At 28.9% G+C, this 20,843-nt stretch carries 17 protein-coding genes; 7 read left to right on the forward strand and 10 right to left on the reverse strand.

The window, feature by feature from the left end; all coding sequences use genetic code 11:
- Positions 1–10 precede the first annotated feature (10 nt).
- From APAC_RS13490 to APAC_RS10205, 3 genes are all read right to left on the reverse strand, one after another.
- Entirely contained in the window at positions 11–706 is a 696-nt protein-coding gene (locus APAC_RS13490) for a c-type cytochrome (protein ID WP_130233997.1), read from the reverse strand.
- A gap of 95 nt (positions 707–801) precedes the next feature.
- Positions 802–3,024: an ATP-dependent Clp protease ATP-binding subunit ClpA gene (gene clpA, locus APAC_RS10200; RefSeq protein ID WP_130233998.1), complete on the reverse strand. Its 2,223-nt coding sequence runs from the start codon at positions 3,022–3,024 to the stop codon at positions 802–804.
- Between the two features lie 4 nt (positions 3,025–3,028).
- A complete protein-coding gene (locus APAC_RS10205) occupies positions 3,029–3,328 on the reverse strand; it encodes an ATP-dependent Clp protease adaptor ClpS (RefSeq protein ID WP_130233999.1) in 300 nt (99 codons plus the stop codon).
- A 70-nt stretch (positions 3,329–3,398) separates the two neighbouring features.
- On the opposite strand from APAC_RS10205, the gene bioD reads away from it, so the two are divergent.
- From bioD to APAC_RS10240, 7 genes are all read left to right on the forward strand, one after another.
- On the forward strand, positions 3,399–4,031 hold the full coding sequence (gene bioD, locus APAC_RS10210) for a dethiobiotin synthase (RefSeq protein ID WP_130234000.1): 633 nt from the start codon (positions 3,399–3,401) through the stop codon (positions 4,029–4,031).
- Positions 4,032–4,342: 311 nt separating this feature from the next.
- The gene (locus tag APAC_RS10215) at positions 4,343–5,473 is read left to right on the forward strand and encodes an HpcH/HpaI aldolase/citrate lyase family protein (RefSeq protein ID WP_130234001.1); all 1,131 of its coding nucleotides are present in this window, start codon (positions 4,343–4,345) and stop codon (positions 5,471–5,473) included.
- Between the two features lie 19 nt (positions 5,474–5,492).
- Positions 5,493–8,012, forward strand: a complete 2,520-nt coding sequence (locus tag APAC_RS10220; RefSeq protein ID WP_130234002.1) for an aldolase/citrate lyase family protein — start codon at positions 5,493–5,495, stop codon at positions 8,010–8,012.
- A 10-nt stretch (positions 8,013–8,022) separates the two neighbouring features.
- Entirely contained in the window at positions 8,023–9,081 is a 1,059-nt protein-coding gene (locus tag APAC_RS10225; RefSeq protein ID WP_130234003.1) for a MaoC family dehydratase, read from the forward strand.
- A 27-nt stretch (positions 9,082–9,108) separates the two neighbouring features.
- The gene (locus APAC_RS10230) at positions 9,109–10,092 is read left to right on the forward strand and encodes an HpcH/HpaI aldolase/citrate lyase family protein (RefSeq protein WP_130234004.1); all 984 of its coding nucleotides are present in this window, start codon (positions 9,109–9,111) and stop codon (positions 10,090–10,092) included.
- 169 nt (positions 10,093–10,261) lie between these two features.
- Positions 10,262–11,755, forward strand: coding sequence for a fumarate hydratase (locus APAC_RS10235; RefSeq protein ID WP_130234005.1), 1,494 nt, complete (start codon positions 10,262–10,264; stop codon positions 11,753–11,755).
- A 157-nt stretch (positions 11,756–11,912) separates the two neighbouring features.
- Positions 11,913–12,749 (forward strand): DUF5718 family protein, encoded by an 837-nt coding sequence (locus APAC_RS10240; protein WP_130234006.1) that lies wholly within the window; start codon positions 11,913–11,915, stop codon positions 12,747–12,749.
- Positions 12,750–12,797: 48 nt separating this feature from the next.
- Here the strand turns inward: APAC_RS10240 and APAC_RS10245 are convergent, their stop codons facing one another.
- From APAC_RS10245 to flhA, 7 genes are all read right to left on the reverse strand, one after another.
- Positions 12,798–13,361 carry a flavin reductase family protein gene (locus APAC_RS10245; RefSeq protein ID WP_130234007.1) on the reverse strand — a complete coding sequence of 188 codons (564 nt, stop codon included), beginning with the start codon at positions 13,359–13,361 and terminating at the stop codon, positions 12,798–12,800.
- Between the two features lie 110 nt (positions 13,362–13,471).
- A complete protein-coding gene (locus APAC_RS10250; protein ID WP_130234008.1) occupies positions 13,472–13,696 on the reverse strand; it encodes a hypothetical protein in 225 nt (74 codons plus the stop codon).
- Positions 13,687–14,868, reverse strand: coding sequence for an MFS transporter (locus APAC_RS10255; protein ID WP_130234009.1), 1,182 nt, complete (start codon positions 14,866–14,868; stop codon positions 13,687–13,689). The genes APAC_RS10250 and APAC_RS10255 overlap by 10 nt, the downstream gene beginning before the upstream one ends.
- Positions 14,855–16,561 carry a molybdopterin-dependent oxidoreductase gene (locus APAC_RS10260; protein WP_130234010.1) on the reverse strand — a complete coding sequence of 569 codons (1,707 nt, stop codon included), beginning with the start codon at positions 16,559–16,561 and terminating at the stop codon, positions 14,855–14,857. The genes APAC_RS10255 and APAC_RS10260 overlap by 14 nt, the downstream gene beginning before the upstream one ends.
- Positions 16,548–17,261, reverse strand: coding sequence for an efflux RND transporter periplasmic adaptor subunit (locus APAC_RS10265; protein ID WP_130234011.1), 714 nt, complete (start codon positions 17,259–17,261; stop codon positions 16,548–16,550). Before APAC_RS10265 ends, APAC_RS10260 begins: the two co-directional genes overlap by 14 nt.
- 9 nt (positions 17,262–17,270) lie before the next feature.
- Complete coding sequence (locus APAC_RS10270) at positions 17,271–18,722, reverse strand: BatD family protein (RefSeq protein ID WP_130234012.1); 1,452 nt, start codon at positions 18,720–18,722, stop codon at positions 17,271–17,273.
- A 2-nt stretch (positions 18,723–18,724) separates the two neighbouring features.
- Complete coding sequence (flhA, locus tag APAC_RS10275; protein ID WP_130234013.1) at positions 18,725–20,836, reverse strand: flagellar biosynthesis protein FlhA; 2,112 nt, start codon at positions 20,834–20,836, stop codon at positions 18,725–18,727.
- Positions 20,837–20,843: the final 7 nt, after the last annotated feature.

Below are 20,843 nucleotides of genomic sequence, written 5' to 3' on the forward strand. Positions count from 1 at the left end.
TTTATAATTTTTATAGTTTTGAAATAAAATCTGCTAATGCATCAATTTCAGCATCAGATTTTGATGCTACTTGACCTAACATGATACCTTTCATAGCACCACCATAAGTTCCATTTTTATAACCATTTAAAGCATCAATAATTTTTTGTTTATCCCATCCTGCAATAACTTGAGATTTACCTAATGCTTTCATCTCTCCTTTTTGACCATGACATGCAGCACACGTTTTATATAATACTTCACCATTTGCACTTGGAGCTTGTGATTGAGTTACTGCTGCAACTGCTGTTTCAGTAGCTTCTTTAGCAGTTTCTACTTGCTGCGTTGCTGCTTCTTTTACTTCTGTAGCTTTTTGAGTTGTAGATTCAACTACATTTGTAATAGCTTGAGCTGTTGCTTCTTTAGCTTCATCAATTTTTTTCTCAACTACTTCTTTTGCATCTTGTGCTACAGTTTCAACTGTTGCATTTCCACTCTCTACTGCTTCTTTAGTTTTTTCAATAACTTCATTAGCAGTCTCTTTAACTACCTCTGCAGTTTTTTCAACTACATTATTTGCTGTTTCAGCAACTTGGTTTTTCGTTTCTTGTGTAGCAGCTACTTCTTTTACTGCTTCAGTTTTAACTTCTGTTGTAGCATTTTTATCTTCTCCACATCCAGTTAATAAAAATACTGCAACTGCAGAACTTAATATAATTTTTTTCATTGATAATATCCTTTCTATTGAAAAATAATTTTGCATTTTACTTTTATATTACTTAATAGTGCTAATACTTGCTAAAAATTGTATAAAAATCGTGCTTATGCTTCATAGCTAAACACAAAATCCTCTTTATAATCAATCTTAACTAAACCACCTTTTTTAAGCTTTCCAAATAAAATCTCATCTGTTAATACATTTTTAATTTTATCAGAAATAACTCTATTAAGTGGTCTTGCTCCCATCGCTTTATCATATCCAAGCTCTGCTAGTGCATTTTTTGCTTTTGCTGAAATCTTAATTTGAATATTTTTATCAACTAATTGAGCTTCTAAATCTTCAATAAACTTACCAGCAACTTGTGACACAATATCTAAACTTAATGAAGCAAATGGAACAACTGCATCTAATCTATTTCTAAACTCAGGAGCAAAGAATTTATTAACTGCCTTATTCTCATTTAAAGTGTCATCTTTTGCAAATCCCATAACATTTGCTTCAGTAGCTCCTAAATTTGAAGTCATAATTAAAATTACATTTTGGAAATCTGCTTTATTCCCACTATTATCAGTTAACTCTGCATTATCCATTACTTGAAGTAAAATAGACATTAAATCAGGGTGTGCCTTTTCAATCTCATCTAATAATAAAACTGTATGAGGATGTTTTCTAATTGATTCAGTTAATAATCCACCTTGTTCAAATCCAACATACCCAGCAGGTGCACCAATAAGTCTCGAGATTGTGTGAGCTTCCATATATTCACTCATATCAAATCTTTCAAAATGAATTCCTAGTTGACTTGATAACTCTTTTGCAACTTCAGTTTTACCAACACCAGTAGGTCCTGTAAAAAGAAAGCTCCCAATTGGTTTTTTATCAAGTCCAAGTCCAGCTTTATTTCTTTTTATTGATTTAACAATAGTTGTTATTGCTTCATCTTGACCAAATACTCTTCTTTGCATACTTTTTTCTAAAGTTTTAAGAAGTGTAATATCAGATTTAGTTGCACTTTTACTTGGAATATGAGCCATTTTTGCAACTGTGTTTTCAATATCTTTTTGAGTAACAGTTATATTAGTAGTTGATTTAGTTTTAAGTTCAGTTGCTAATAATATCTTCTTAGCAGCTCCAACCTCATCAATTACATCTATTGCACAATCAGGTAAAAATCTATCAGTGATATATTTTTTACTTAATTCAACCGCTGTTTCAATAGCTTTTTTAGAATATTTTACACCATGATACTCTTCATATTTAGATTTTAACCCTTCTAATATAGTTATACTATCTTCAATTGATGGTTCATTTACATCAACTTTAGCAAATCTTCTTGAAAGTGCTTTATCTTTTGAAAAGTCATTCCTAAACTCAGCAAAAGTAGTTGCTCCTATACATCTAAGCTTTCCATTTGCAAGCATTGGTTTTAAAATATTTGAAGCATCCATAGCACTTCCCCCAACACTTCCAGCACCTACGATTGTGTGAATCTCATCAATAAATAAAATAGAGTTAGGAATTTTAGAAACCTCTTTTAAAAGAGTTTTTAATTTTTTCTCAAAATCACCTCTATATTTAGTCCCTGCAACCATTGAACCCATATCAAGTGAAAATACTTTTGCATCAAGTAAAAACTCTGGAACTTTCTCTTCAGCAATTTCTAAAGCTAAACCTTCAGCAATAGCTGTTTTACCAACACCTGGTTCACCTACTAATATAGGATTGTTTTTCTTTCTTCGTGAAAGAATTTCAATAACTCTACTAATTTCAGTCTCTCTTCCAATTACAGGATCAATATCACCTTTTTTAGCAAGTGATACTAACTCAGTTGAGTTCTTTTCTAAAACTTTATTTGAATCATCATTTTGATTTTCTATTCCCATTCCATCTTGAACATCATTATCTTTATGTGAAATCTCTTCAAGTATATCTACTCTTTGAATTCCAAGCTTATTTAACATATATGCTGCATAAGATTTTTCATCTTTTAATATTGCTACAAACATATCTTCAACATTTGCATTTGCTCTACCACTTGTTTGAGTATGAGCTACCATATATTCAATTGTTGAAGTTAAAGAAATAGTTTCAACTGGTTCATCTTCAATATTTTCAGGTAAAACAGGAGTATTTTCATCAATATACTTTTTAATTTCATCAAAAAGTTTATTAGTATCCACACCTAAATCAACAAACAGATTTTCTATTGTTTGGTCATGTAGTAGCATTAAAAAAATATGTTCTAAAGTTAAATATTCATGCCGACTACTTTTTGCATAACTAACAGCTTGTGCAAAAATATTTCTTAATTCTTTACTAATCATTTTTCTACTCTTCTTCCATAATTGCTTTTAAAGGAAAACCCTTTTCCCTAGCCATTGTTTTAACTTGAGCAACTTTAGTTGCAGCAATCTCATAAGTATAAACTCCACATAACTCTTTTCCATTATTATGTATATTCATCATAATTTGTGCTGCTTCATCTAAACTTTTTCTAAAAACCTTTACTAATACATCTATAACAAAATCCATTGTTGAATAATCATCATTTAATAAAAATACATTATATTTTTTAGGCTCTTGTAATTCTATATCATCATTTAACTCTATCTCTATTTCGTTACTCACATCAAACCTTTATTATGATAAAATATTATTTAATTTAAAAACATTTATATTATAGCAAAAAAGAGATTATATGAAAAAAGATAAAAGCTACTATTTAAACAAATCATTTTTTATAACAGCAACAAATACTGATGTAGGTAAAACTTATGCCTGTGAAAAATTTTTAAGATTTTTTCACTCACTTGGATTAAGAGTTGGATATTTTAAACCTTGCGAAACTGGAGTTATTACTAATCCAATAGATGGTTCTAAAATGTTAAACTTAGTAAAAGAGCTTAATCCCTCTTTTGATGTAACACTTACAGATATTGTTCCATATCAATTTAAACTTCCAGCAGCTCCTTATGTTGCAAAAGGTGAAACAAAAATTGATATAGAATTTTTAAAAGAGAAAAAAGCCTTTTTAGAAACTATGTGTGATGTATTAGTTATAGAAGGAGCTGGAGGACTTATGGTTCCTGTAGAAAAAAATCTATTTATAATTGATTTAATAAAAGAGTTTGAATCAAAAGCTTTTTTAGTAACTCCATCTAAATTAGGATGCATTAATGATACACTACTTTCTATAGAAGCTTTAAAATCTAGGAATATTGATTTTGAATTTTTTATAAATTTATATGAAGATATTGATAGTTTTGATGAAGTATCAAAACCATTTTTAAAAGAGTATTTTGGAAGCTTGAATTTTTTGCAAGATTTATAAAAAATTAGAAAAATTAGAGAGAAATTTCAAAATTTGTAAATTTTTTTCTATCTTTCTTCCTTAAAAATCACTAGTTTTTTACTACTTTTTACACATTTTTTACACTTCATTTAAGTTTTCTTTCCCTTAAAATAGAACCTAAAGGTACTTTTTGGATTTTAACCTTAAATTATTTTGCTATTTTTTTTGACATAAAAACAATTCATTTTAATTGCTGTATAACTTTCACAATAGTTTTCAAGTTTAAACTTAAAGTTGAAAATTTTATGTAAAATAAATATCACAAATTCAAAAAATGAAAGGTAGATAAAATGACTTCTGCAATAGATTTATCTAAATTAACGGCAAATGATGATTTGACTCCAGTACTTGGCGGTTATTGGCCAGGTATTCAAATCTACTACCCACCGATTAAATTCAACCCATTAGATGGTTCGTATGAAAGTATGGAACAAGCAAAGCTTAGATTACAAAAGCATGCTTATAAAACAAAAGCACATACAGTTCTATTTGACTTAGAAGATGGATGTAGACAAAAAGCTATGTCTAGAGAGTTATTAATCCAAGAGTTACCAAAGTTTCCAGAAAGAAATTTCCAAATAGCTGTTAGAATTAACCCATTTAGAACAGAAGAGTACGAAGAAGATTTAAAAATGTTAAAACAAATTCACAAATACATTGATGTAATTGTTTTAGCAAAAGCTGGGGAAGTTTACGGTTCTGCAGAAATTAGAGATTTATCTTCATGGTTAGTTTCAATTGGTTCAAACTTAACAATTCAACCAATCGTTGAGCACCCAAAATCGTTACAAATTGCTGATAGATTAATGGATCACTCAACTGTTAAACATATTGTATTTGGTATTCACGATTTTTCAAAAGCAATGGCATATAAAATCACTCCAAAGGGTTGGATTGATGAGTTAGAGACTTTCTTTAATATGTTAACAATGGAAGCAAGAGTTAAAGGAACTGGGGTTATTGGTGGAGTTGAAGTTATGTTAACACCACACTCATTACCAGATTCTTGTGTTGAGAAAAAAGATATTAGAAGATGGTTAGATTTACATGGTGATGAAGCTTCAAGAGCTGTTTATTCTCATGCACAAAGAGAGTATGCAATGGGATTAACTGGTAAACAAGTTATTACTCCAAACCATATTAATGTATGTAAAGTTGCATTTACTCCATCACCAAATGAAATTGCAAAAGATGTTGCTATCTTAAAAGCTGCATTAGAAGCAGATGCATTATTATCTGGTGCTATTAGATATGAAGGTGAGATGTTAGATCCACCAATGTTTGGTAAATCTTTACAAAACTTATTAAGAGCGTATGCTTTAAGAGCATTACCAAAAGAGGATGAATTATTTGCATTATCTGTATTAAACAAAATGCCAATACATACATTTAAAGAAAACTGGCCATATGGTCAACTGTAATTTGTAAGGAGATTTTATTATGAGTGAAAATATTACTATTGAAGTACCTGAATTTTTAAATATTGGTGTCGCTTGTACATCTGCACATGTTGGAACAAAAAATGAAGACAATATTGCAATGGTTATCGAAGATGACAAATTAGGTACTGATGAGATTACATATAAAGATTTAGCACAAAAATCTGATCAAGTTTGTAATTTCCTTACAGGTCTTGGATTAGAGCCAAGAGATAGAGTATTAGTTTGTTTAAAAAACTCACTAGCATACCCTATTTCTTTCTTTGGAGCTATTAAAGCAGGTATTATTGCTGTACCTACTTCAACTTTATTATCTGGTTCTGAAGTTAAGTACTTAGCAGAAGATTCTCAAGCAAGTGCAATTGTTATGTCTGCAACTATGTATGAAAACTTAGTTCCTTACTTAGAAAATTGTGATAATTTAAAAACAATTATTGTTGCTGCTTGTGATAATGTTGATGGATTAAAAAAACCAAAAGGTATCAATGTTTATGCTTTAAATGAAATTCTTGCAAATACTGATACTACTCCAAATCACTATAAATCTAAATCAGGTGAGCCTGCATATTTAGTTTATACATCTGGAACAACTGGTTATCCAAAGGGTGTTTTACATTCACATAGGTCACTTGTTGGTAGAACTCCAGCAACTGAGTACTGGTTTGATTTTAAAGAGAATGATAGAATCATGCACTCTGGAAAATTTAACTGGACATATGTATTAGGTTCAGCACTTATGGATCCATTATACAATGGACACACAGTTATTGCTTATGAAGGTGCAAATGATGCATCAACTTGGATTGATTTAATTAAAAAACACCAATGTACAATTTTCATTGGAGTTCCAACAATTTATAGACAAATCATCCAAAAAACTGATTTCACTATTAAAGATTGTCCATCATTGAGATATTGTATGTCTGCTGGTGAGCATTTATCTGATGAAATGTTAGGTTTATGGAGAGATAGATTTGATCAAGATATCTTTGAAGCAATTGGTATGTCTGAGTGTTCTTACTATATTTCACATTCTAAAAACAATCCAATTAGACCTGGAAGTGCAGGATTTGTTCAACCAGGACACACTGTAAAATTACTTGACCCTGATACTTTAGAAGAAGTTGAAGATGGAACAGAAGGTATGATTTGTATCGGTGAAGATGATCCAGGTTTATTCTTAGAGTACTGGCAATTAGAAGAGGAAACTCAAAAAGCTAGACACGACGGATACTTCTTTACAGGTGATTATGCTAAAAAAGATGAAGATGGATATATTTGGTTTATCGGAAGAAAAGATGATATTATTAATACATTTGGATTTAGAGTTTCGCCTCATGAAATCGAAAGAGTTGTAAAAACTCACGATGATGTAGCTGATTGTGTTGCATTTGGATTAGAACTTGGAAAAGATAAAGTAATTGTTGCTATTGCTGTTATTGGACATGAAGAATTATCTCAAGAGAGACTTGATGAAATTCTAGCCTTCTCTCAAGCTAATTTAGCAAAATATAAAGCACCAAAAGAGATCTTTGGAATGAAAGATTATCCAAGAACTAAAAATGGTAAAGTTTTAAGAAAGCAATTAGTAAAACAATTACATGAACAATACCATGCACAAGAAACAGGTGAAGAGATTATTGAGTACAAAGCAAGAAGATCTATGTTATTTGTACCAGCATATAATAAAGCAAATGTATTAAAAGCAAAATCAGTATTAGCTGATTCTGTTATCTTTGATTTAGAGGCTATTTTACCAGAAAAAAGAGAAGAAGGTAGAGCAACAGTAAAAGAAGTATACAAAGAAGAAGGTGCAAAATTTGGTGAGTCTGAAAGAGTTCTAAGAATCAATAACTTAGGAAGTGAAGATTTAGCAAAAGATTTAGAATTAGCTAAAGAGATTGAAGTTGATGCTTTACTATTCTCTAAAATTGAAACTGCAGAGCAAGTTTTAGAAGCAGAGAAATTATTAAATGAAATTAACCCAGCATTGTCTTTAATGATCATGATTGAAACACCATTATCAGTTTTAAATATTCAAGAAATCTGTGCAGCATCAGCTAAGGTTGAAGTTGTTGTAGTTGGTTCAAATAAATTAGCTAACAGACTTCAAATTGATATTAAAAAAGGTTCAAAAGCAATGTTTAACTACCTATCGCAAATTGCGCTTGCTTCTAAAGCATATGGTAAAACTGTAATTGATGGTCCTCACTTTGATGTTAAAGATGAGTTTGCGTGTGAAGATTCAACTAAAGATGCATTTAACTTAGGATTCGATGGTAAATCACTAATCCACCCAGTTCAAATTGAATATATCAATGATATCTTTACTCCAAAACAAGCTGAAGTTGAAATGTTCGAAGGAATGATTAAAGCTTGGGAAGCAGCTAAAAAAGAAGGTAAAGAAGTTATCATGTACAATGATAAACTTGTTGATGGTTCAAAAATTAAATGGGCGACTAAAATGATTACATTATATGAAACATATAAATCATTAGGTCAAAACCTATTTGGTAAATAAGGAGACAAAGGTGTCAAAAATTAATATGGGTAACTTTTTTGAAGATTTTTCAATAGGTCAAAAAATCATTCACCCACTTCCTAGAACAATTAGTGAAGGTGATGTATCTTTATACATCGCTTTTACAGGTTCTAGATTTGCATTACACTCTTCAGATGTTATTGCAAATGAGATGGGATATGATAAAAGACCAATTGATGATGTTTTAAACTTTCACTTAACTTTTGGTAAGTCAGTTCAAGACATCTCTTTAAATGCCATTGCTAACTTAGGTTATGCAGAAATTTCTTTCCCTAATCCAGTATATACAGGTAATACTGTATCTATGACTTCAACGGTTATTGGATTAAAAGAGAACTCTAATGGTAAATCAGGGGTTGTATATGTTCACTCTATTGGTGTTAACCAAAATGGTGATGAAGTATTAAACTTCAAAAGATGGGTTATGGTTCATAAAAAAGATAAAGAGACTTCTACAGGTATGAACGAAGTTCCTACTTTTGCAGAATCTACTCCTATAACTGAAGAGATTAATATTCCAGTAGTTAAATGTGTTGATACAGATGCAACTGGTGGAAAATTCTTCTTTGAAGATTATGTAAAAGGTGAGAGATTAAACCACCCAGAAGGTATTACTATTGATGATAGTGACCATACTTTAGCAACTAAGTTATACCAAAACAATGCTAAGGTACACTTCAACGACCACATGATGAAATCTACTCCAATGGGAGAGAGATTAATGTATGGTGGGATTGTAATTTCAATTGCAAGAGCAATTTCATTTAACGGTTTACAAAACGCGCAATGGATGTATGCAATTAACTCTGGTGCTCATGCGAACCCAACTTATGCAGGAGATACAATCTATGCATATACTGAGGTTTTAGATACGATTGATCATAAAAGAGATGATATTGGATTATTAAGATTAAGAACGATTGCTGTTAAAAATCAGAAATCTTCTGAAATTGAGAATCCAAAAGGTGAAGATGGTAAGTACTTAAAAAATGTAGTACTTGATTTAGATTACACAGTAATCATTCCAAAGAAAAAAACACAAAAATAAATTAAATTTAATTAAAAGGATAAAAATATGACACACCCAAATCAAGCATTATTTGAATCTGGTAAATCTTTACCAATTATTCCAACTTGTGAGCACTTTGCAGGTAGTGAGAAGCTAATCTTAAAAGGTTTCGAAATGCAAAAGAAACTTGGACCTGTTTTTGATATTACTTGTGACTGTGAAGATGGTGCAGAAACTGGTAAAGAAGTAGAACATGCTGAAATGATTGTTAGAGTTGTTAACTCTGATGCTAATCCATATGGTATGGCTGGAACAAGAATCCACGATTTCTCTCACCCAGATTGGAGACAAGATGTTGATATCTTAGTACCAGGTGCTGGTGAAAAGTTAGCATACATTACATTGCCAAAATCAACTTGTTATGAAGATGCAAAAACTCAAATTGAATATATTCAAAAAGTTGCTAAAGAAGCTGGTATTTCAAGAGAAATTCCAATTCATATCTTAATTGAAACTCATGGTGCATTACAAGATGTAGAAAAAACTGCAACTTTACCATGGTTACAAGTATTAGACTTTGGTTTAATGGACTTTGTTTCTGGTTACCAAGGTGCAATTCCAGCAATTAACATGAGATCTCCTGGTCAATTTGATCATAGATTAATTGGTGCAGCTAAAGCAAGAGTTGCTCAAGCAGCTATTCAAAACCATGTTATTCCAGCACACAACGTAACATTAGATCTTAAAAACCCATACCAAACTTATAAAGATGCTGAAAGAGCTAGAAATGAGTTCGGATTCATGAGAATGTGGTCAATTTACCCAACACAAGTACAAGCAATCGTTGATGCTATGAAACCAGATTTTACTGAATTAGAAGCTGCTCAAAATATTTTATTATTAGCACAAGATGCTGAGTGGGGACCAATCCAATACGATGGTGAGTTACATGATAGAGCTACTTACAGATATTTCTGGGAATTAGTTCAAAGAGCACACTTCTCTGGTGCAAAATTAATGGATGAAGTAACTACAAGATTCTTCTCATAATATTTTAGAAATTAAGGCATCTTGCCTTAATTTTGACATTTTTTAAAACTTCAAATATATATTTCAAAACTAAACATTTTTTTAAATAATTATTCCAAACAGTATCAAAAAAGATGATTTTCATTGCTACATTGGTATAATATTTAAATTTCTAAGCAAAAGGGAAAAAATGAGCGTAATTACAGAACAAGATATAGTAGATAGTATAGCATCAGCATGTCAATATATTTCTTTTTATCATCCAGAAGACTTTGTAAAAAGTATGGTAGAAGCATATGAAAAAGAGCAATCTGAATCAGCTAAAAATGCAATTGGACAAATTTTAATTAACTCTAAAATGTGTGCAATGGGACATAGACCTTTATGTCAAGATACAGGAAGTGTTAACATCTTCGTAAAATTAGGACTAAAAGCTAAGCTTGATATTTCTAAACAATTAGAAGATGTATTAAATGCAGGTGTTGCTAAAGGTTATACTGATCCTGATAATACTTTAAGATTCTCAGTCGTTTCAGACCCAGCAGGTGAGAGAAAAAATACTAAAGATAATACTCCAGCAGTTATTCACTTCTCAGTTGATTCTGAATCTGATAAATTAGATATTACAGTTGCTGCTAAAGGTGGAGGAAGCGAGAATAAATCTAAATTTGCAGTATTAAATCCATCTGATTCAATCTATGATTGGGTTATGGCAAATGTAAGAGAAATGGGAGCAGGATGGTGTCCTCCAGGTATTTTGGGTATTGGTATTGGTGGTAATCCAGAAAAATCAATGCTATTAGCTAAAGAAGCTTTAATGGGTCACGTTGATATTCATGAATTAAAAGAGAGAGGTCCTCAAAACGCACTTGAAGAACTTAGATTAAGACTTTATGAAGATATCAATAAAATTGGAATTGGAGCTCAAGGACTTGGTGGATTAACTACTGTTGTTGATGTTAAAATTTTAGATTACCCATGTCACGCAGCATCTTTACCTGTTGCTATGATTCCTAACTGTGCAGCAACTAGACACATTCACTTTGAATTAGATGGAAATGGTCCAGCTAAATTTGAAAAACCTTCTTTAGATATTTGGCCAGATATTGAATTACCAATGGATACTATTAAAAGAGTTAACATTGAAGATTTAACAAAAGAGAACTTATCTCAATTTAAATCAGGTGATACTTTACTATTATCAGGAAAAATCTTAACAGCAAGAGATGCAGCTCATAAAAAAATAGTTGAGTACAAAAATGCTGGTAAACCACTTCCAAATGGTGTTGATTTAAAAGATAGATTTATTTACTATGTTGGACCAGTTGATCCCGTAAGAGACGAAAAAGTAGGACCTGCAGGACCAACTACATCTACTAGAATGGATAAATTTACTAAAGACATGATGGAAATTGGAATCATGGGTATGATTGGTAAAGCTGAAAGAAAGCAACCAACAATTGATTTAATTAAAGAGTACAAATCTATGTACTTAATTGCAACAGGAGGAGCTGCTTACTTAATTTCTCAATCAATTAAAGATGCAAAAGTATTAGCATTTGAAGAGATGGGAATGGAAGCAATTTACGAGTTTGAAGTAAAAGATATGCCAGTTACTGTTGCTGTTGACACTGAAGGTGTTTCAATTCACACTACAGGACCAGCTAAATGGAGAACTATTTAATAGTTTTCTTTCATTACAAAAGGCTCTTTGCCTTTTGTAACTTATCTTCCCTCTTTTCTAAAATCTTCCTTATACATAAAAACTATTTTTCAATTTTGACTTTGATAAGATGTTATTAATGATATATTTCCTCCAACATTAGAAATAGGAATAATATATGTTAATTGACGATTTAAAAGATTACTTAGGATTTGCAGTTGCAGGAAATTTTGCTAACCATCTAGGAGAAGCTGGTGAGGCAGATGAGTTTGCTGTAATTAAAACAGAAGAAAAAGATGCTCCAAAAGGAATGTTCCCTTTTTATATAAAAGGACATGATAGTTTCTTAGGTACGTATCCAATATGTGATGAGAAAATACTTACTCATGGTAGAGAAGGTGATAACCTTCAAGTTGAAGCTGAAGTAGCACTAATTTGTGACTTTGTTTATGAAGATGGTAAAGTCAAAGATATTATTCCTAAATATTTTAGTGCCTTTAATGATTTTTCAATCAGAATTCAAGATGGAAATAAACTTAGTACTAAAAAAAATTGGGGTCCTAATACAAAAGGTATCTCACAAGAAATAATAGAGATTGATAATTTCACGGAAAATGGAGTATTAAGTAAATACCATATTGCATCATTTATTAAAAGAAATGGTATTGTACATGACTATGGTACAACAAGTGCTGTTAAATCATATAGCTACTTCTTTGGACAATTAAAAGATTGGATGATTAATAAACTTAATACCCAAGTTGATCAAGGTCCCCTTGAAGAATTAACTCAATTTTTAAAAGTTGCAGCTGATGATGCAAAAGGTATTTTAATAGCTGCAGGTGCAACTGCTTATGCAGATTTTGGAAAGAAAAACTTTGTACAAAAAGGTGATGAAATTTTTGTATATGTTTATGATGCACACTTTCATTCATTTGATGATATCTATAATGATATGTGTGGTATGGACACATTCTTAACTAAATGCTCTAAATTACATCAAATTGTAGAATAAAATACAAAAAATTAAAGTATAGAGTTATAAACTCTATACTTTCAAAAGTTATAAATCAACTAAAGCTTTAAAAGTAACTCCACATCTTCCAATATTATCTATAAATACATGATTTCTCTCATTGATTTTATCATCTTCTATAAATTGTTGTTTTACTTCTAATATTACAGGTGTAGTGTCACCAGGAATCTCATATGTATCATAATATTCACAAAATAGTGCACTTTGTGTATTTGCAATCATTGGAGGGTAATCCTCTAATTCTCTTTTTACTTCAATCTCAAATTTTTCAACTTCGCTTTCATCTTTTGCTAATGGAGTTGCACACTTTTGAACTAATGCTGCATCTTCTTTTTTTGCAAAACAAATAGTAGCTTTTTTTGTTTTTAAAATATTTGCTAGTGAGTCTTTTGGAGATCCATCATCTTTTTTACCAATGGCTACTAACACTAAAGCTGGATTTGATGAAATTGGAATAAAGTATGAGAATGGAGCACAATTTAAAACTCCATTTTCTTCTGTAACAATCCAAGCAATCGGTCTTGGAATAACTGTTCCTGACATAATTTTATATCTATTTAAATCATCAATGTTTTTATAATCTAAAATCATTTTTTTCCCTATTTTTTTCTTTTAACTATAATAAATTATATCTAAAGAAGTGTAGTGAAAAAAGTTTTAAATAGTATATTTTAGGAAAATTAAAAGTTTGTTTCTAAAAGTTAAATTTTAAACTCTAACTCAACTTTCTTTGCAGTAACTTCACCCTTTAAAGTTAGATATGTATCATTTAAATATTGCTCTTTTTTTAAATTCTTCAATATTTTTTTACCATCTTTTAATGAAAATAAGCCATTTCCTTCTAACTTTACAACAATATCATTTAGTGTTTCATCACTGTGTTTTTTTAAAACTGCAAGTAAAAAAACTTTTTCATTCATATCCATTTTAAAATCCTACTATAATAATAAGCAAATATAATAAAGCCTAAGCCCAATATTGCAGTAATTATATCTAGTGTTGCTAAAGTTGTCATTAAACCTATAAATAGAGTTATCAAAGTACATACAAGCATGAAAATCATATCATTGTATGATATTACTCTACCTAAATATTTTTCATCTGTTTTTTCTTGAATTAAAGCATAAGTTAATGACCATAATGTTGTAGTTGATAAACCAACGAAAAATAAAGCTACTAGTGAAATATAAAAACTCTCTTGAACTAGTGACCAAAAAATAATTGTTACACCTTGAAAAAATAATAGGTAATGTAAATTATGTTTATTTACATATTTACTTAAAATTAAAGGACCTATCATCAATGCAACTGCTCTAATTGCATTTGAAATACCAATTGAAAGAGGAACAGCGATAATTAAAGCATACTCATTTTTTGCTAAAATTGTAATCAAAGCATCAAAAGTCGTTAATCCAACACTAGAATGTAATAAGATTAAATGTAAAATGATTTTATTGTTTTTTAAATAGTAAAAACCACCTTTTATTAAACTTAATATTTTTTCACTATGATTTGAAACTTTTACATCAAAATTAATTGAATAAAATAATATAAATGCACATACAAAAAATAAAGAATCTATTATAAATGCTGTTTTTACACCAACTATATTTACTACAATTCCACTAATAGCCATTCCTGCAGCGTAACTAAAAGACCAAATTATTGAGTGTAATTCATTTGCTTTTTGTAAAGCGGGACCCTTTAAAAGTTTTGCAAGTAAAGACATCTCCGTTGAAAAAAACATTGAAGCTGCACTCATTCTTATAAAAATAAAAATCATTAAAAGCAATATTTCATCTTTTGAATCAATTGTTAAAAATAACAGAGTCATAATAAACTCTGTAGCAATAAGAGTTAACATTAATGGTTTTATTTTAAATCTGTCTATAATAGCACCTGAAAGTGGTGCTATTAAAACAGCTGGCAAAAAGTGCATAGCTGTAACTACTGAAATAGCTAATTCAGTTGAGCCAATTTGTACTAAAAGAGTATATATAGCAACATTTGAAAACCAAGCTCCAAAATATGCAATTAGTTGAACAAAAGATAAATCTCTTACAACCTTATGTGTTTTAAATAATTCAACATAATTCAATTTCTATTAAAACCTCTTGATACATAGCAGAGAAAGTATCTTCATCATCTTTATTTGGAGTCAAATAGTTTACAAATCTATTTCCGGCAAAAAAGAACGCACAGTTATCTTTTATATCATCATTAATTTTTACATTAAAAATAGCACTTCCATAAGGTGAACTAATTTTAACTTTATCATCATCTTTAAAATTTGTAGCACTATTTAAATATACATTATTATCAATTTCAAATTGAGAATTTAATGATAATTTATTTTTTGCAGTTATTAAATAAAAATTCTCTTGAGTTTTATTTTTATAAAGAGGCTCTATTTCAACATCTTCTATAAACTCAAATGTTTCAAACTTTTCATACTCTACTTTATTTTCTATATAGTAATTTAATATCTCATCTTTATCTTTTAAAGATTCAAAATTAAACTCTTTTATTAAATAATTTGCTAAATCATATTCACTAATACTATTATAAGAAGCTTCTTTAACTTTATTTGAAATAGCAATATACTCATGTCCATATGAAAGACGAACATCATCTTTTGATAAAAATTCAGTTGATGGAATTATTAAATCTGCATATTCACAAGTATCATTAAAAGTAGTCCCAAAATATACTACAAAAGTTTTTTCAAGTCCCTCTTTCACAAATTTTGTATTAGGAGCACTTACTACTGGATTAGCTCCTTGGATAAATACTAAATCATAATGTGAAAAATCAACAGTTGGAATAGCAACTTTTTTGTTTTTTCCTTTATATTCAAACTGTTTTTCATAAGCATAATTTGAGTCACTTAAATACCAAACTCCTCCACAATCTTGTTTATGAATTCCTACAAATGTTGCAAAAGAATCAATACATCTAGTTATTTGAGCACCTTCAAAGTATTTCTGAACTCCTAAACCTAAAACTATAGATACTGTTTTATCTTCAATAATATCAAATAGTTTATATACATCATTTAACTCAACTCCAGTTGTAACTTCGTATGAAACTAAGGGTCTATTTTTACAAATATCAAAGAACCAATCATTACCTTCAGTATTCTCTTCTAAATACTCTTCATCATCAAGCCTATTCATATATGTTACTCTAGTAAGCATCAAAGCTAATTCATGATCAGTTTTTGGATTTAATTGTAAGTGTAGTTCTGATTTCTTAGCTATATCTGTTTTTATAGGATCAATTGTAATAAAAGTTTTATCTTTTACTAAATTATATATATGAGGTGAAGTAACTGAAAAGTTTCTACCCCAAACAATAATCACATCACTATCAATTAAATCTTGGATTGGTGGATTTTGTACACTTCCTCGTCCTGCTTCAATACCAGCACTTCCTCCACCATCACATAAACTTCCCTTTGTTAAAACACTTCCATATTGAGAAAAGAAATTTTTAGAAGCACTTTGCATTACACCTAAATTTCCACTTCCTTTATAAAATAGTGTTCTTGAAGCTTCTGTATTTTTTAGTTTATCAACTAATATTTCTAAACCTTGTTCTAAAGAAATATCTTCACTATTATACTTTGCTGTCTGTAAATACTCTTGCTTTAAAAGAGATGCAAAATTAACACATAGTTTTCCATTTGTAACTCTATTGTTTTTTGAACCTTTTACTAAACCATCTGAATATTCTGCTTGACATGTATCATAGCAATCCATTGGACATGCTACATTATTATTTGAACTCAATTTTTACTAACCTTGAAAATTTCTCTACATTTTTTAAAATTAATTCAACTTTATATGAAGAGATATGAGTTGAGTCTGCTACATCATAAATTTTACTAATTTCAACATTACTCTCTTTTCCATCAATATATATTTTTTTATTTTTTATTGATTCTATATCTTCAATTGGAACAAATATTTCCAATTTTCCTTTAGTTAAATCTTTCGCTTCATATAGTAAAGTTCCAGGGTTTACATAATCTCCTTCTTTTACAGCTATATTAAAAATATAGTTTGATTTTTCAACTAATTTTTTATTTTTAATTGTATCTTTCAAAGTTTCAATTCTAATAATTAAATCTGCTCTTTGAGTTTCATAATTAATCGCTTTTAACTTTTGAGAATCCTTTTCAAACTTTGATTTAGAAGATACTTTATTTAATCTTTCATAATTTAAATTCTCAATTTTTATCATTTCATTTAAACTTGCAAGTTTTTTTCTATTTTGTTCTAACTCAATTTCATTTAATTTAGAATCTATTTTTATAATAGTTGAATTTTTAGCACTAAAACCTTCTATCTGCGTATTTGCATAAATAACTTTTCCTGATACTGCTGATTTTATACTATAATTTTCATAGGGCATTAGTTTAGAATAATATTCACTAGAATATGCTAAACATCCTATAAATAAAGATATCCAAAAACTTTTTTTTATCATTTTTTATCCTTATAATTTTAATTTAATTATCTCTTTAATTATCTCTTTTTTTATAACTTTAACATTATTTGTTATTTCTAATTTGAAAAGTAATTCATCTAAGTTCTTATCAATATTAATATATATCGCTAATACTTTTAAAAGCTCTTTTTTACTTTTTGCTTTTTTTACTTTTTTTATTAGTGGTGTATTATACACCTCTTTTTTTCTTTTTTGATTAATAAAATAGAAATATATAATAATTGTAATTAATGTAAATACAATTCCCAAAATAAAATATACTATATTTTCAAATAGACTATTTTTCTCTACAATAACAGTAGTTTTTGTATTTGAAATATCTTCTTTTTTTACTAACTCATTTTTATTAGTTAAATTATTAGAACTATTCTCTACATTTATTTTATACTCTTTAGATGAAAGTTCTAATAATCTATTCTCATTCTTATTAAAAAAACCTAATTTAATTGATGGAATTGTAATAGATTCATTAGGAATTATAGAAAATACTTTTTCATAACTTCCAACTAAATCATTATCTGAAACCTTAGTCTCTATTTTAGGTTTATTTTCATACATAGTTGCATTTTTTATATCAAGTTTTAAATCAGGAATATCAGAAATATTTCCAGTTCCTGTTATCTTAACTTTATATGAAACTGCTTCACCTTTTTTTAAAAAATCCTTATCTATAGTTGTTTCAATTTTAAAATCACCTATTAATTTTATATTATCAGGTAGTTTTCTAACATTTAGTGATAATTCATTTGAATAAACTTTGATTTCTTTTGCAATATTCGAAAAAGAGAATCTACTATTGACATCTAATATTTGAGCTGATATACCTAAAGGCTCTAGTTTTAAATCTCCTTCTTTTAAAGGAATCATTAAAAATTTAAGTTCTTGAACAATATAATTATCAACTTCATAAGTTTCATTTTCATCTAATTGTTTAAACCAAAAATCTTTAAAATCTGTTTTATTAAAAGATAAATCTATAATTTGTAAATCTTTTTTACGCTTAAAAAGAATTGTTAAAATAAAATTTTCACCTATATATAAATCATTTTTAGAAGTTTTTATTTCTAAATCAAATAAATCTGATTTAGTTTTAGAAGGTTTTTCTAATATAAATTCTTTTTTTTGAGTGTGGTATTCTTTTCCATCAATAATAAATTTTAAAGAAGGAAAAGTAAAGTCACTCTTAGGGAAAAACATATATGTTTTTTTTATTTTTTTTGCTATTTTTCCATTTAAAACTGTTGTTGAAGTTGAAGTTCCTAAGTTTTGAGGTGAATTACCATCTATATTAATATCACTAGGAAACTCTATATTATTTCCGTTTATTTCTATACTAAATTTAAAAGGTTCATTTAATATAGCTTTTGAAGGTAGTTGTAAATCAATATTTGCATACAAAATGTTTACAAAAAATAGTAAAAAGAAAACTCTATTTAACATAATTAAAACTCTAACGTTCCTTCAATAGAGAAGTTTGCTTTAGAATCTAATTCTGCATGAGATAAAACAGCAACTTGCAATCCAAATTTTTCATAAATCTCAGAGATTCGTTTTCTTAGACTTGGATCTACTACCATTGCAACTTTATTTAGTCCCTTTGATTCAACTTCATCTAAAAGTTTTTTAGTACTTGTTACTAAATTATTTATTTCTGCAATTGAAAGCATCAATTGAGAAACACCATGTTGATCTTGAAGTTTACCTATAAATTGCTGTTCTAACTCAGGTTTAATAGTAACGATGTGTAATATTCCATCTGTGTCTTTAAATTTTTGTGTAATTAACCTATAAAGCTTTGATCTTACATGTTCTAAAAGTACATCAGGAGCCTTTGTAAATTCTGCTATATCAGCAACGGCTTCTATAATTGTAAGCATATCTACAATAGGAATTTTTTCATGTAATAAGTCTTTACAAACTTTTAATAAAGATCCATATGAAGTTAATTTCATAGCCTCTTCTATAACAATAGGGAAATCTTTTTTCAATCTTTCTATAATATCAACTATATCTTGTCTAGTAATAATATCTTCGGCATGTTTTTTAATTATTTCTGAGATATGAGTTGAAATAATAGTTGGAGCATCAACTACAGTAAAACCTTTCATTAAAGCTTCTTCTTTCATTGATTCATCAATCCAAGTTGCATCTAAATTAAATACTGGTTCTTTAACTTTTAAGCCTTTTAATTTCTCATTTCCTAATCCACCCATTGCTAAGAATTTATCAACTTCAACTTTTCCTTTTACCAAAGGAATTCTTTTTAAATATAATTGATACTCATTAGGACCTAGGTTTGCATCATCTGATATTCTAATTTGAGGGATAACAAACCCTAACTCACTAGCTATTGTTTTTCTAATTGCTCTTATTTTATCTAGTAACTCAGAATTACCTTGAACAAGTTTTAAAAGTCTTACACCTAATTTTAACTCTAAAACCTCAAGTTTCATAATTGTTTCAAGATTTTTAGATTCATTGTTTTCTACAACTTGTTTTTTTCTATCTTTTAAAGTTTCAATATCTTCTTTTATTTCTGGTTTTTTCTCAGGAGGATTAAAAAATCTAGTGATAGAGTTTTCCTGATTACTGTCAATCATACTGATTACATATCCTGTAAACATCATCATTAATCCCATAACGATTAATATACCTGTTGGGAAACCTGGAACAAAACCAAACAACACCATACCTATACCAACAAGTAGTAAAGACTTACTATCTTTTATTAATTGAGTAATAGATTGATTTGCAAATTTATCTTCATCCATATTTGAACGAGTAATAATAATTGCAGTTGCAGTTGATAGAATTAACGCTGGAATTTGTGCTACTAATCCATCACCAATTGTTAAAATCGTGTAGATTTCTCCCGATTGAGCAACACTCATATCATGCTGAAATAAACCAATTAATAGACCACCAATTAAATTTACTAATGTAATTATAATACCAGCTACGGCATCACCTTTTACAAACTTCGCAGATCCATCCATTGCTCCATAAAAGCTCGCTTCAGTAATTAATGCTTTTCTTCTCTCTTGAGCCTCAACATCATCAATAAATCCTGCATTTAAATCTGCATCAATAGCCATTTGTTTACCAGGCATAGAATCAAGAGTAAATCTTGCTGTAACTTCTGCAACCCTTGTGGCACCTTTTGTTACAACCATAAAGTTAATAAGTACTAGAATAATAAAAACTATAATACCAATTACCATATTTCCACCAACTACGAACTCACCAAATGCTGAGATTATAGAACTAACTGCATCAGGTCCATTATGCCCCTCACTCAATATCGACCTAGTTGTAGCAATATTCAAAGATAACCTAAATAATGCTAAAATAAGAATTAAAGTTGGAAAAGTTGTTAAATCAGAAGGTTTTTGAATATATAAAGATATTAATAAAATCAATAAAGATAATGATAAAGAGATCGTTAAAAAGAAATCTAAAAGTCCCTTAGGTAAAGGGACTATAATAATCATTAATATTGCTACAAAAATTGCAACAACAAATAAATCTTTAGAAAAGAATCTTCTTATATTCATTTAAGAC

The organism is Malaciobacter pacificus (assembly GCF_004214795.1).
GTDB classification, from domain to species: Bacteria; Campylobacterota; Campylobacteria; order Campylobacterales; family Arcobacteraceae; genus Malaciobacter_A; species Malaciobacter_A pacificus.